General features: G+C 72.2%; 16 protein-coding genes. 9 read left to right on the top strand and 7 right to left on the bottom strand.

Annotated features, from left to right (window positions below; genetic code table 11):
* Window positions 1–163: 163 nt before the first annotated feature.
* From IO29_RS09090 to IO29_RS09080, 3 genes are all read left to right on the top strand, one after another.
* A complete protein-coding gene (locus IO29_RS09090) occupies window positions 164–1,012 on the top strand; it encodes a helix-turn-helix domain-containing protein (protein ID WP_030381803.1) in 849 nt (282 codons plus the stop codon).
* Window positions 1,009–1,224: a DUF397 domain-containing protein gene (locus tag IO29_RS09085; protein WP_033225905.1), complete on the top strand. Its 216-nt coding sequence runs from the start codon at window positions 1,009–1,011 to the stop codon at window positions 1,222–1,224. Before IO29_RS09090 ends, IO29_RS09085 begins: the two co-directional genes overlap by 4 nt.
* Before the next feature lie 792 nt (window positions 1,225–2,016).
* Window positions 2,017–2,835, top strand: a complete 819-nt coding sequence (locus IO29_RS09080; RefSeq protein WP_030381804.1) for an SDR family NAD(P)-dependent oxidoreductase — start codon at window positions 2,017–2,019, stop codon at window positions 2,833–2,835.
* Window positions 2,836–2,863: 28 nt separating this feature from the next.
* Here the strand turns inward: IO29_RS09080 and IO29_RS09075 are convergent, their stop codons facing one another.
* Window positions 2,864–3,196 carry a GatB/YqeY domain-containing protein gene (locus IO29_RS09075; RefSeq protein ID WP_033225938.1) on the bottom strand — a complete coding sequence of 111 codons (333 nt, stop codon included), beginning with the start codon at window positions 3,194–3,196 and terminating at the stop codon, window positions 2,864–2,866.
* Window positions 3,197–3,390: 194 nt separating this feature from the next.
* On the opposite strand from IO29_RS09075, the gene IO29_RS09070 reads away from it, so the two are divergent.
* From IO29_RS09070 to IO29_RS09055, 4 genes are all read left to right on the top strand, one after another.
* On the top strand, window positions 3,391–3,891 hold the full coding sequence (locus IO29_RS09070; RefSeq protein ID WP_030381806.1) for a TetR/AcrR family transcriptional regulator: 501 nt from the start codon (window positions 3,391–3,393) through the stop codon (window positions 3,889–3,891).
* 13 nt (window positions 3,892–3,904) lie between these two features.
* Window positions 3,905–4,255, top strand: coding sequence for a hypothetical protein (locus tag IO29_RS09065; RefSeq protein WP_030381807.1), 351 nt, complete (start codon window positions 3,905–3,907; stop codon window positions 4,253–4,255).
* 14 nt (window positions 4,256–4,269) lie between these two features.
* Entirely contained in the window at window positions 4,270–5,313 is a 1,044-nt protein-coding gene (locus tag IO29_RS09060) for an alpha/beta hydrolase (RefSeq protein WP_030381808.1), read from the top strand.
* A gap of 102 nt (window positions 5,314–5,415) precedes the next feature.
* Complete coding sequence (locus IO29_RS09055; RefSeq protein ID WP_234307621.1) at window positions 5,416–6,579, top strand: 4-hydroxybenzoate 3-monooxygenase; 1,164 nt, start codon at window positions 5,416–5,418, stop codon at window positions 6,577–6,579.
* Between the two features lie 62 nt (window positions 6,580–6,641).
* Here the strand turns inward: IO29_RS09055 and IO29_RS09050 are convergent, their stop codons facing one another.
* A complete protein-coding gene (locus tag IO29_RS09050) occupies window positions 6,642–7,412 on the bottom strand; it encodes a hypothetical protein (protein WP_030381810.1) in 771 nt (256 codons plus the stop codon).
* Between the two features lie 317 nt (window positions 7,413–7,729).
* Here IO29_RS09050 and IO29_RS09045 point away from each other — a divergent pair, with 317 nt between their 5' ends.
* Window positions 7,730–8,428, top strand: a complete 699-nt coding sequence (locus tag IO29_RS09045) for a DUF4232 domain-containing protein (protein ID WP_030381811.1) — start codon at window positions 7,730–7,732, stop codon at window positions 8,426–8,428.
* 135 nt (window positions 8,429–8,563) lie between these two features.
* On the opposite strand, the gene IO29_RS09040 is transcribed toward IO29_RS09045, so the two are convergent.
* On the bottom strand, window positions 8,564–8,833 hold the full coding sequence (locus tag IO29_RS09040) for a hypothetical protein (protein WP_030381812.1): 270 nt from the start codon (window positions 8,831–8,833) through the stop codon (window positions 8,564–8,566).
* 80 nt (window positions 8,834–8,913) lie between these two features.
* Between IO29_RS09040 and IO29_RS09035 the strand changes: the two genes are divergently transcribed.
* Complete coding sequence (locus IO29_RS09035; protein ID WP_030381813.1) at window positions 8,914–9,801, top strand: PhzF family phenazine biosynthesis isomerase; 888 nt, start codon at window positions 8,914–8,916, stop codon at window positions 9,799–9,801.
* A gap of 78 nt (window positions 9,802–9,879) precedes the next feature.
* On the opposite strand, the gene IO29_RS09030 is transcribed toward IO29_RS09035, so the two are convergent.
* From IO29_RS09030 to IO29_RS09015, 4 genes are all read right to left on the bottom strand, one after another.
* On the bottom strand, window positions 9,880–10,719 hold the full coding sequence (locus tag IO29_RS09030; protein ID WP_033225911.1) for a CPBP family intramembrane glutamic endopeptidase: 840 nt from the start codon (window positions 10,717–10,719) through the stop codon (window positions 9,880–9,882).
* A gap of 254 nt (window positions 10,720–10,973) precedes the next feature.
* Window positions 10,974–11,474: a hypothetical protein gene (locus IO29_RS39330; protein ID WP_033225916.1), complete on the bottom strand. Its 501-nt coding sequence runs from the start codon at window positions 11,472–11,474 to the stop codon at window positions 10,974–10,976.
* A gap of 32 nt (window positions 11,475–11,506) precedes the next feature.
* Entirely contained in the window at window positions 11,507–11,998 is a 492-nt protein-coding gene (locus IO29_RS09020; protein WP_030381816.1) for a DUF2267 domain-containing protein, read from the bottom strand.
* Window positions 11,999–12,232: 234 nt separating this feature from the next.
* Complete coding sequence (locus tag IO29_RS09015; protein ID WP_030381817.1) at window positions 12,233–12,652, bottom strand: Hsp20/alpha crystallin family protein; 420 nt, start codon at window positions 12,650–12,652, stop codon at window positions 12,233–12,235.
* Window positions 12,653–12,668: the final 16 nt, after the last annotated feature.

Genomic DNA, 12,668 nt, shown 5'->3' with positions numbered 1-12,668 from the left:
AGTGCCGTGCCGCCCCGCCCCGGTTGTTCCGTTTGCCAGAATGGTGGCCGGCGCACATCCTCTCGTGCAATGTGCACGAAGAGAATCCCACCATCGAGTGATTGGCGGACGGGCCTCTCGGCGCGGAGACTGATCGCTGTTCGACACGAAGGGGTCCAGACAGATGGCCGGATCACCGACGGCACGCCGCCGTCGCCTCTCCATCGAGCTGAAGAAGCTCCGGGAGAGCAACTCGTTGACGTGCGCGCAGGTGGGTGCGGCCCTGGACTGGAGCGGTTCCAAGGTCAATCGCATGGAGACCGGCAGCGGGCGGGTCCAGCCCTCCGACGTCGATGCGCTGTGCCGCTTCTACGACACCACCGACGAACTGCGCGAGTTCCTCAAGTCGTTGGCCAGGCAGGCCAAGACGCGCGGGTGGTGGCAGGTCCACGGGTCCGGGGTGCCCGAGTGGTTCTCCATCTACATCGGTCTGGAACAGGACGCGTCGACACTCCGCCAGTACCAGTGCGAGGTACTGCCCGGACTCGTGCAGGCCGAGGCGTACGTCCGCGAACTCCACACCTCCGGCTCGTACATGTCTCCCGAGGACATCGACCGTGCCGTACGGGTACGGCTGGAGCGTCAGGCGATGCTCAGCGGTCCGGAGGCCCCCGACTCCTGGTTCATCGTGAACGAGGGAGCCGTGCGCAGGATCGTCGGCGACCGGGAGTTGATGCGGAACCAGCTCGAACGTGTGCTGGAGGTGGTGGAACAGCCGAACGTGACGTTGCAGATCCTTCCCTTCGACGCGGGCACCTGCCCGACGACCGGCTCGTTCACCATGCTGGGCTTCCCCGATCCCGAGGATCCGGACATCGTGTACCGGGACGGCATCACGGACGCGATGTACCTGGAGGGGGAACCCCACGTACGCCAGTACACCCGGGCCTTCGACGAGTTGAGGGCGGCGGCCCTGAGCCCGCGACGAACGGTTCAGTTGATCAGGAACGTTGTGAAGGAGTACGCCCAGTGAATGGCACCCCGGATGCCACCGAGTCCGGCCTCGCATGGGTCAAGTCGTCCTACAGCAACGGCGCGGGGGGCGAGTGCGTCGAGTGCGCCCGCTCCGGCGAGCACGTGCTTCTGCGAGACACAAAAACCGGCGACGGCCTCGTCGGCGCTGTGCGGTTCCCGGCGTGGCTCGCCTTCACGGACGCGGTGCGTCGGGGTTGGCCGGCCCCGTGAGCAGTCCTGTAGGACACCGCGCAAGCGAGGATGGAACCCAGGGGTGAGGTGCCAGGGCCGGCCGTGGCTTACGCGCCCTCGCCCGCGCCTCCGCCTCCGCCTCCGCCTCCGCCTCCGCCTCCGCCAGTCATGATCATCGCGGTGACTCCGGACGACGGCGTCATCAGCGTCTGAGGCCGGGACCCCGGCGGGGCCCTCCCGGGTCTCGGGCCCCGTCGTTGGGCCCGTCAGCCCCGTCGGCCCTCTCGTCGTTCCCACCGCCGATGACCGTCAGGTCGGCACCACTGCCGACGCCCTGCCCTGACCGCCCGGTTGCAAGGCGCCGGGGCCGCCCGGTGTTCGCAGGGTGGCGGTTGCGGGGTGAGTGTCAAGAGCGCCCTTCGGGCGTCGGCTGCGCCGATTTCGCTGCGCTGCACTCTTGACTCTCACCCCTCCACCGCGGGGAGCCGTATGGCCGTGCGACCCTCAAGCGGGGCGGCGGGGGACGCGGTGCCCGCGGCGCTCGCCGTCGCCGGGGGCCGGTCGTTGGGGGGCCGGCTGCTGGAGGTTCCACGGTGTCTCTCCGCGCCGGCTGGGAGCGGCCGGACGCGTTCCCGCGCCGCGTCGGTGGGACCGTCAACCAGGGTGTGTGCGAGGTCGTCCCTCTGTGCGGGGGTCGTCCGCCCCCGGCGGCAACAGGCGTGGGCGGCAGGCTCGTTCGGGTCAGTGGTGCCGATTCGTGGCTCACACTGCTTCGTGGCGCCGGTACAGCATTCGGCGCCAGTACGGCAGCCGGTTCGAAGGGGACCTGTCTTGGCGAAGACCGTTGTCATCACTGGTGCGAGCGACGGGACCGGTGCCGCCGCGGCGCGCCGGCTGGTGGGTGATGGGCACCATGTTGTGGTCGTGGGGAGGTCCGCGGCCAAGACCGAGGCGGTCGCGGAGGAGCTCGGCGTGCGGTGTTTCGTCGCCGACTTCGCCGACTTGCGGCAGGTGCGCACCTTGGCGGAACAGCTCGCCGAACACTGCCCGCGCATCGACGTACTGGTCAACAACGCCGGGGCGATCCTCGGGGACCGTCATGTCACGGCGGACGGTTTCGAGGAGACGTTCCAGGTCAACTATCTCGCGCCGTTCCTGCTGACCAACCTGCTGCTGGACACCCTGCTGGCCTCCCGGGCCCTCGTCGTGCAGACCTCGAGCAACGCGGCACGGCTGTCGGCACGCGTCGATCTGGACGACCTCGACAACGCGCGGAACTACTCACCCGTGCGCGCCTACGGCAACGCCAAGCTGGAACTCGTCCTCTTCACCCGCGAGCTGCACGACCGTTACCACGAGCAGGGGCTGTCCGCGGTGGCCTTTCATCCCGGCGGTGTCTCGTCGAACTTCGCCCGGACCAGCCGGAGTTCCGTGGGCGTGCTGTTCCGGACGCCTGTGCCTCGGCTGTTCTTCCAGTCCCCGCGGAAGGCGGCAGAGCAGCTGCTGCGGTTCATCGCCCCCACGTCCGGGGACGGCGTCGTGTCCGGTGCGTACTACGAGAAGGGCAAGCCGAGCACGATCAAGGCGCCTCCCGTCGGACCGCAGCTGTGGGAGGCCACCGCGGCGTTGCTCGGCCTCGACAAGGGCTAGCGAGCTGATGCGGGGCGCGTCGCCGTGGTCAGCGGGGCGCTGCGGTGGCGTCCTGTTCTTCCAGGAGGCGGAGCAGTATCGCCGCCTCCGTGCGGAGGCGGGTTGCTCGGTCGGCGTGGGTGGGGGACGTGAGTTGGGCGGCGGCTTCGAGGCGCTCGTCGGCCTCGGCGCGGACGACGGCCGCCGTCTCATGCTCGCTCAGTTCGCGGCGGGGTGCCTCGGTGGCGCCGGCGCCGACCGGGGACTGTTCGATGGCCGGGCCGTGGGTGCCGGTCGCGTCCACGGGGACCGCTTCCGCGTTGTCCAGCGCGGCGAGTGTCGACCGCAGGGCGCTCACCGCGGCCTTGTCGCGGGCGCGCATCGCTTCGGGGAGGGCCTGGCGCATACGGAGACGTAGGGACATGGGGGGACCCTACGGCCGGGGGTCCGCGACCTACAACGGAGTTGGCCCTGGGAGGGCTCCAGCCGGTGCGGTGGTCGTTCCCGGCGGAGGGGCCGCGATTAAGGAACGGTCGTTCTTGACTGATCGTTCCTCAACCGTCTACCGTTGCGGTCATGGGCAGGCCAAGAGCTTTCGACGAGGACGAGGCGGTGCGCGCCGCCGTGAGCTTGTTCGGTGGACGCGCGTATGACGGTGTGTCCGTCGACGACCTCGTCACCCATCTCGGCGTACACCGCAACAGCCTCTACAAGACGTTCGGCAGCAAGCGCGGCCTCTATCTGATCGCGTTGCGGCGCCATCTCGCCGACGATGTACGGCCGTTGGTCGACGCCCTCGCCGGTGCGTCGGACGCCGCGGGCGCGCTGCGGCTCGTCACGTCGGCCGACCTCCGTCTGCTGCTGCTCGCGACGGTCGAACGCGCGCCGGTCGACGAGGAGGTCGCCGCCGAGGTGACGGCCGCGCTGGCCGCCGTCGACCGGGCGATCGCCGACGCCCTCGGTGTCCCCGCCGACCTGGCCGCCGCCCTCACCGCCGCCGCGCTGGGCATCCTCCTGCGCGGCAGCCCCGACAGCGCCGTCACCGCGCTGGCCCGGCACCTCGACCCACTCCCCTGAGAGGGAAACCGACATGGCACTGATACGCATCGACGGCGACGACCTGATCGTCATGATCGAGGGTCTCGACAAGCTGTGGTCCTTCAAGAGCAGTCTGACCATCCCGCTGGCCAACGTCCGCGGGGCGACCGCCGACCCCGGTATCGCCACCGAGCCCAAGGGGCTCCGCGCGCCGGGCTCCCACCTGCCCGGGGTGATCACCGCCGGGACGTTCCATCAGGACGGGGAGAAGGTCTTCTGGGACGTCAGAGACCCGTCGAAGGCCATCGTGGTCGAACTCGCGGACGAGCGGTACGCGCGCCTCGTGCTCCAGGTCGACGACCCCCGCGCGGCCGTCGCCCTGGTCGAGAGCGCCCTCGCGTGAAGGCGCGTGGGCCGGTGCTCCGCCACGTGGTGACGGCCGCGCTGGCACTGACCGCCGTCCTCGCCCCCGCCGTCCCGGCGGAGGCGGCGCCCCGGTCCGTGCCCGCCGCCGACCGCGAGGTCGTCTTCACGGCCGACGGCACGACCGTGTACGGCACCCTGCGTGTTCCCCGGCACCGTGCCGGGCAACGGCTGCGTGCGGCACTGCTGCTGCCCGGCAGCGGGCCCACCGACCGCGACGGCAACCAGCCGCCCGCGTCCTCACCGGACACCCTGGCGCGGTTGGCCGACGCGCTCGACGGGGACGGAGTCGCCACGCTGCGGTTCGACAAGTACGGCACCGGACGCACCGGCCTCGGCGCCTACCGGGACCACCCGGAGACACTCGACTACCCGGCGTTCGTCCGCCAGGCACGGGCCGCCTACGAGGTGTTGCGCGACCAGCCGGAGACCGACCCGCACGCGCTGCTGGTGGTCGGGCACAGCGAGGGCGCGATGACGGGACTGCTGCTCGGCGGCACCGTCCGCCCGCGCCCCGCCGGCCTGGCACTGCTGCAACCGCAGGCCATCCGGCTGCTGGACCTGGTCGCGCTCCAGCTCGAGGCCCAGGTCGCCGAAGCGGCCCGGCAGGGACAGGTGACCCCGGAGCAGCAGCGCACGATCGACGCGGCCATCGACGCCGCCGTCACCTCCCTGCGCGCACACCGTCCCGTCGACACCACCGGCCTGCCCCCCGCGATCGCCCAGCTCTTCGAGGCGTTCCAGGGCGTCAACGCCCGGTTCGTGGCGAGCGACGACGCCGTCCACCCGCCGGATGCCGCCGCCGCACTCCGGCCGGGCACCAGGGTGCTGCTGACGTGCGGCACGAACGACGTCCAGGTTCCCTGTGCCACGACGGACGCGCTGACGGCCGCCCTGCGTCACGCGCATGCCCGCGGGCCGGGCCGGGTGACGCTGCCGGCGGTGGACCATCTGCTGCACGGCACCGGCCACCCGGACACGCTCGCGCCGTCCGCCGTCGACGCGCTGCACCGGTTGGTCCGGACGGCACTTACCTGACCCTCACGGCACCGCGGCTACGGTGGCAACGATTGGTATGACCTTTGACGTACGGGGGAGTTGACGGTGCCGTTGTCCCAGTTAGCCGAGCGGACTCAGGTAGTGATCGTCGGAGCCGGGCCCGCCGGCCTGGTGCTCGGGAACGTGCTGCGGGCCGCGGACATCGGCTGCGTGATCGTGGAGCGGCAGGCCCGCGTCCACGTGGAGCAGCGCGGCCGGGCGGGGTTCCTCGCACCGGCCAGCGTCCGCGTCCTCGACGAGCACGGGCTGGCCGGCGGGCTCCTCGCGAAGGGGCAGTCCCACGGGACCTGCGCGTTCCGCGGCGAGCACGGGCAGTTCGAGCTGAACTACGGCGAGCTGGGGCAGCGGGAGGTCCACACCGTGTACCCGCAGCAGTTCCTGGTGACCGATCTGATCGCCGAGTTCCTGGACCGGGGCGGGGACATCCGGTTCGGCACGACGGTCACCGGGATGGACGGCCTCGACGGCGACAGCCCGTCGGTCGACTGCCTGGGCCCCGACGGTGACACGTACCGCCTCTCCGGCGCGTACGTGGCCGGGTGCGACGGCCAGCGCGGGGCCGCGCTGCGGGCGTTGCCGGACGGGGCGGCCCAGTCCTTCCGCCGCTATCACGGCGTGACGTGGCTGGCGCTGCTGGCGCAGGCGCCGCCGAGCATGGAAGCGGTGACCTACGCGGTGCACGACCGCGGGTTCGCGGGCCACATGGCGCGCACCGCCACGGTCACCCGGTTCTACCTCCAGGTGCCCCGCGGGGAGGACCCCGGGGACTGGAGCGACGCGCGGATCTGGGACGAGCTGGGGACCAGGATGCGCACCGAGGAGTACGGTCCGCTGCACGAGGGGCCGATCCTGGAACGGACGACCGTGGACCTGAGTTCGGCGGTCAGCGTCCCCATGCAGTACGGGCGGCTGTTCCTGGCGGGTGACGCCGCCGGCCTGATCAGCCCGTCGGCCGCCAAGGGGGCCAACCTCGCCATCATGACCGCGCGGACGCTGGCCGCGGCCCTGACCGACGCGCTGACGAGGGACGACGAGCGCGGGCTCGTCGGGTACTCCGATGCGTGTCTGCCGCGCATCTGGCACGCACAGGAGTTCTCGCACTGGATGATCGACCTCCTGCACGGTCCGGCGGGTGACGGCGAGGATGCCGTCTTCCTGCGCCGGTTGCAGCGTGCGCGGCTGCTGAGCCTGCGGGACCGGCGCAGCCACCAGGACCACTTCGCGGAGAACTACGTGGGCATCTGAGACGGACCCCGGCCCCCAGTCCCGTCCCTGGCGGGGACGGGGCCGGGGGCCGGGTCCTTGGCTTACTTCAGGTGGCGGGTGAAGAAGTGGGCCGCCCCCTCCCCCGCGAACTGCGGGACGCCCGTGTGGCCGCCCATGTTGGCGTGCAGTGACTTCTCCTTGGAGCCGAAGGCATCGAAGAGGTCCAGGGAGGCCTGGCGGTCGTTGCCCTCGTCGTCCCACTGGAGCAGGACGTGCAGCGGGATGGTGACCTGCCGCGCCTCGTCGAACATGACGCGCGGTACGAGGCTTCCGGCGAAGAGGCCGGCGGCCACGATGCGCGGCTCGACCACCGCCAGCCGGATCCCGAGGGAGATCACTCCGCCCGAGTAGCCGACCGGGCCGCCGATCTCGGGCAGCGACAGCGCGGCGTCCAGGAGGGCCTGCCATTCCGGAACGGCCTTCTCGACGAGCGGAAGGATGAGCGCGTCGATGATCTCGTCGGTGACCGGCTCACCGGCCTGCATGACCCGGCGCAGCTCGGCGCGGGCCTGCTCGGCGGCGGGCCAGCGGGGCCGCTCGCCGCAGCCGGGGAGTTCGATGGTGGCCGAGGCGAAGCCGTCCGCCGCGGCGGCCCGGGCCCGGGCCGCCAGGCGGGGGTACATCCGGTTCAGTCCGAGCGTGGGGTGGCCGAGCAGGATCAGCGGGACCGGCGCGGAGGCGGTGGCGGCGGCGGGCGTCCACAGGATGCCGGGGATGCCGTCGAGGGTGAACTCGCGCTCGATGACGTCGGTGGCGCCGCCGTCGGCGTCGCCGTCACGGTCGTCGAGGCGGTGTTCGGAGGTGAAGCGCATGGTCATGCCCTTTCGGGAGTGCCTGTGTATGGCGCTCCCGGGCGACGACCTATCGCCCGACCGTGACCCCGGAGGGGAGCACCCATGTCGAAACGTTCACGGGTACCACCTCCTCGTTCTTCAGCACGGCCGCGGGAAAGCTAGCAGTAGGCGGCGCGGGGGCGTCAACGGGTTTTCCCCCGGAGGTCCCGGATGGCTGTGACAGGACCAGGACCTCGTGGGGGACGGGCTGTGACCCGCCCGGAGATAGAAATGCTTCAGACCGCACGCACCGCGCTCACCGCACTCACCGCTCAGCACTCGTCCAGGGGGACACCATGAAGTACACCCGCCTCACCGCTGTCGCCGCCCTCGGCCTCGCCGCCACGCTCTCGCTCACCGCCTGCAACGGCGACGACGTCGCGAGCGGTTCGACGTCCACCGCCTCCTCCTCGAACAGCACCTCGAACGACACCTCTGACGGTGCCTCGAACGGTGCCTCGAACGGCAGCTCGAAGGCGGACGGCGGCTCGACGGCGCAGGGCGGTTCGGACTCCGGCAACGGCTCGCAGGCGGGCAGCGGGAAGGCGGGCTCCGGCGACCACGCGTCGGGGACCACGGCGAACGGCGGCAAGATCGCGTTCTGCAAGACGGCGAACCTGGCCATCAGCGCCGAGAACGCCTCGCCCGACGGGACCGAGGGCAGGATCAACATCACGATGGTGAACCGGGGTTCGACCACCTGCTCGGCCACCGGCTTCGCGGGCGTCGACATCACGGACATCGACCACACTTCCAGCCCCATCGAGCGCGCGTCCGCCCAGCCGCGTGTCACCACCCTCAAGCCGGGCGACTCCGCGATCTTCGACCTCGCCTACACGATCGACGACAGCGGCCACAGCCTGACCAACCCGACCAACCTCCTCGTCACGCCCCCCAACGAGACCCACACCGTGACCCTGAACTGGCCCTCGGACGCCGGTCCCGTCAAGGGCGCGTACACCGACGTCAAGCTCTACCCCACCCACACGAAGTAGGGCCCACATGCGCAGAGGGCCGCACCCCGATACGGGGTGCGGCCCTCGGTGACGTCCGGGGCCCGGCGTCCGGAGTCCGACGCCGGACGCCGGACGCCGAACCGGACCATGCCGAACCGTGCCGAACCGTGCCGCTTACGGGTGCGTGGGGGCCTGGTCCTTGTAGTCAAGGCCGTACAGGTCCCAGAACGGGGCGTCGTACCAGCAGAAGTAGTTCTGCCCGCCGTTCGCGAGGAACTCCAGCCCGGCCTGCTCGCACTCCCGGTAGTCCCTCGTCCCCCCGATCAGGTGGTAACCCCAGTTGGCGGGCGGCGCGTCGGCCGCCGCCGAGCCCGCGCTCAGCGGCACGACGGCAGCGGCGGCACCCGCCACCACGACGGCAGCGACGTGGATCCGGCGGGGCACGCCATGGAGCTCATCACCGTGCCCTACGGCGGTTGGCCGGCCAAGGAATAGCCGCGGCCCGGGCCCGTGTTGGCGCTCGCATGACGACGCGTGCGGTGGGGCCCGAGGTGTTGCGGTATACCGCGTTCTCCAGTGATCCCGGCGGTGGGAATCCCGCCGGTGTCGTGCTCGACGCCTCCGGGATGGACGACGAGGCCATGCTCGCCGTCGCCGCGCGGCTCGGGTACTCGGAGTCGGCGTTCGTGACCTCGGGGCAGGGTGAGCGGGCGTACGGCATCCGGTACTTCAGTCCGAAGGCCGAGGTGTCGTTCTGCGGGCACGCCACCGTGGCGGCGGCCCTCGCGCTGGCCGAGCGGATCGGCCCCGGCGAGCTGGTGTTCACGACGCCCGCCGGTGTCGTACCGGTGGAGGTGCGGGCCGCCGGGGCGGACGGCGAGGTCAGGGCCACGCTCACCAGCGTCGAGCCGTACGTCGAGGAGGTCGACGGGGCCGATCTCGCCGAGGCGCTGGCCGCGCTGGACTGGCCGGCCGGTGATCTCGACCCGGCGTTCCCGCCCCGTATCGCGTTCGCCGGTGCCCGCCACCTCGTGCTCGCGGCGGCGACCCGGGCGCGCCTCGCCGACCTCGACTACGACTTCACGCGCCTCGAAGGCCTGATGCACCGACTCGGCCTGACCACCGTCCAGTTGGTGTGGCGGGAGTCGGCCACCGTCTTCCACGTCCGCGATCCGTTCCCCGTCGGCGGTGTCGTGGAGGACCCGGCGACCGGGGCCGCGGCGGCCGCGTTCGGGGCGTACGCACGTGAGTTCGGCCTGGTGCCGGACGACGCGGTCCTCACCCTGCGGCAGGGCGAGGACCTGGGCCGGCCCGGCGAGCTGACGGTGACGCTGCGGGCGGGGGACCCGCGGGTGCGGGTCGGCGGTGCGGGGGCTCGTATCGGTGGTGGAGCGGGGGGCGGCTCGCACTAGCCGTGCGGGTGGGGCTCGTACCGGCCCTGAGCGGCCTCGTGCCGGCCCTGAGCGGGCTCGTGCCGACGGTGCGGGCGGTCAGGACCGCGGTGCCGTGGCGGGTTCCGCGCGCTCCGGCTCGTAGCCCAGGCGGCCCCGGGTCGCGGCCAGCAGGACGACCGCGACGACGGTCGAGGCGATGAGGAACACGTGGGTCGTCGAGTGCAGCCGCGGGAACATGTCGGACCAGGCGATCGAGAAGTAGTTGTTGACGCCGGTGTGCAGCAGCATCGCCAGCGGCAGGCTCTCGTGGGTGCGGTTGAAGACCCAGGTCAGCACGATGCTGAAGGTGAGCGTGGTGACCATGAACTCCAGCGGTTCGGTCCAGGTCACGTCCGGCCAGCCGCCCCAGTCGCTCAGGAACAGCGGCAGGTGCCAGGCGCCCCACAGCGGGCCGAGGATCAGGGTGCCGACCAGCGGACCGTGCCGGCGCTGGAGACGCGGGGTGGCGAAGTCGCGCCAGCCGGGCTCCTCCGCGAGGCCGGTGGTGATCATCTGAAGGATCAGGCCGGGGAGGTACGCGGCCAGGATCGCGGCGGACGGCATGACGGGGCCCCGGTCGCCGAGGGCGGCGGAGGTGACGGTCAGCGCGGCGGGGACGGCCATGATGATCGCCGCGTACCAGCGCCAGCTCATCCGCCACTTGGCGAACCGGCCCAGCCAGACGCGCAGTCCGGCCCGGCCGTCCGCGGCGGCGGTGACGACGAACGCCGACAGGATCGGGCCGAGGTAGGCGCCCGGCAGGACACCCAGGAGCTGGGTGGTGCCGAGGGCGGACGGGAAGGCGTAGTGCCAGACGCCGAGGCCGTTCTCGGAGAGGATGTACGGCGTCCAGGCCACCCAGCTCAGCGCGAACGCGAGGGTGAAGAACCAGGTCATGGGGCGGCGGCGGATACTGCCGCGGAGGCCGGGGAGGCCGTGGAGGCCTTCCGGTTCGCGGGAACGGCGGGTCGGTGCCGCGTGGATGCTTGGGCTGTGGTGGGGGGCTGAGGTGGTCACCGCGAGGTCCCTTCGGGGGTGGCTGGTGCGATGCCTCCAGCACACCAGCGGCGCCCTTCCGGATCACTCCCGCGCGGGCCCGGAGTGCGGGTACAGCAGGCCGTACCACGCCCCTGCGGCGGGCCCCCGGTGCGTCACCAGTGGGGGTGTACGAACGGGGCGACCCGGGAGTCGAGCCAGAGCAGGGCGGCCCAGGTCAGCAGCGCGAGGGTGACCGTCGCGGCCAGGACCGGCACGGTGTTCCGTACGGCCCGTGCGGTACCGCCGGTGCGGCGCAGTACGGCCCGGGCGGCGCCCCAGGCGGCGAGGGCGAGCACGGGGAAGCCGAAGAGGAGCAGCGGCAGTTCCACGTAGAGCAGGCTGAGATCCCGCTCGCTCTCGAAGGCGCCGCTCACGCCGGGACCGGCACCGTGGAGCCAGGTGAAGAAGCCGGTGGCGCCGGCGGCCAACGCGAGCACGCAGCCGGCGAAGTCGGGTCCGGGTCCGGGGCCGGTGTCGGCGCGGGTGGCCGAGCCGGTGGCGTCCGGCCCGGCCCGCCCGGTCCGTTGGGCGTCCGCGTCCGCGTCTACGCCGGTGTCGGTGTCTGCACCTACGTCGGTGTCGGTGTCGTCGGCAGGGTTGGTCCGCTCGTACATGCCCGTACGGACGCCTCCGGCCGGTGGTTGGTTCAGGCCGCCCGCAGCAGCTGGGGGCGGCCGAACAGCAGCGCGTAGCCCGAGGGGAGCCCGGCCAGGACGCGGTCGACGACCTCCTCGCCGGCCACCTGCGGCAGGACGCTCAGGACGGAGCTGACGTCCCAGCGGGCCGTGGCCGGGGTCGCGCCCTCGATGCGGGCCGCGACGTAGTCCACGAACTCGGCGGCCGTCAGCGGACGGGTCACCGGGATCTGCGCGGCGATCAGCCGGGCCGCCCGCTCGGGGAGGCTCCGGGCGAGGGCGACCCTCTCCTCACCGGTCACATGGCCGCCGAACGCGGAGAGCACGGTGCGGGTGATCCGCTCCGCCTCCTTCGCGGTGGCGTACTGGCCGGACTCCCGTACCGCGTCGATCAGTTGCTCCCAGGTGCGGTGCGCCGTCGTCCCGGCGGGTGCCGACGGGGCGGGCTCCGGACGGGCGGCGGGCTGCGCGGGGACGGTGGTCAGCGTGGTCGGCGTGGTCATGCTGCGGGTTCTCCTCCGTGTTCGGTTGTCGGTGCACATGTGCCCCGGTTTCGCTCGGACATGAGTGCGGCCGGACGCGATGTGGGGCGGCCCACGGCCCGCGGCCGGGGGGACGGGCCGCGGGCCGTGGCGGGTCGTGGGTGGGGGCGGGTCGTGGGTGGGGCCGGCGCCCCCGGGGCATCGGTGCGGGACGGGACCGGGATCCCGTCCCGCATCGGGGAGCCGGGTGCGCTCTCAGGCGTCGAGCTGCTTGCGCGGGCCGCCCGCGATCTGGATCCGGCGGGGCTTGGCCTGCTCGGCGATCGGGATGCGGAGCGTCAGGACGCCGCTGTCGTACGACGCGTCGATGCGCTCGGTGTCGAGGGTGTCGCCGAGGAAGAGCTGTCGGGTGAAGGTGCCGGTGGGCCGCTCGGCGGCGATGACCTCGGCGTCCTTCGGCGCGGGGGACCGGCGCTCGACGCGGACGCTCAGGACGTTGCGTTCGATGTCGAGCTCGACGGTCTCGGGGTCGATGCCCGGCAGGTCGAAGTGGACGATCACGTCGTGACCGGTCCGGTAGGCGTCCATCCGCATTCCCGCGGGACGTCCTGCGGTGCCGAAGACCTGCTCCGCGAGGCGGTCGAAGTCACGGAAGGGATCGGTGCGCATGAGCATCACGGGTCACTCCTTT

The sequence above is a fragment of the Streptomyces sp. NRRL F-6676 genome (assembly GCF_000725625.1).
Lineage (GTDB): Bacteria > Actinomycetota > Actinomycetes > Streptomycetales > Streptomycetaceae > Streptomyces.
This window is presented reverse-complemented; position numbering and strand designations above follow the sequence as displayed.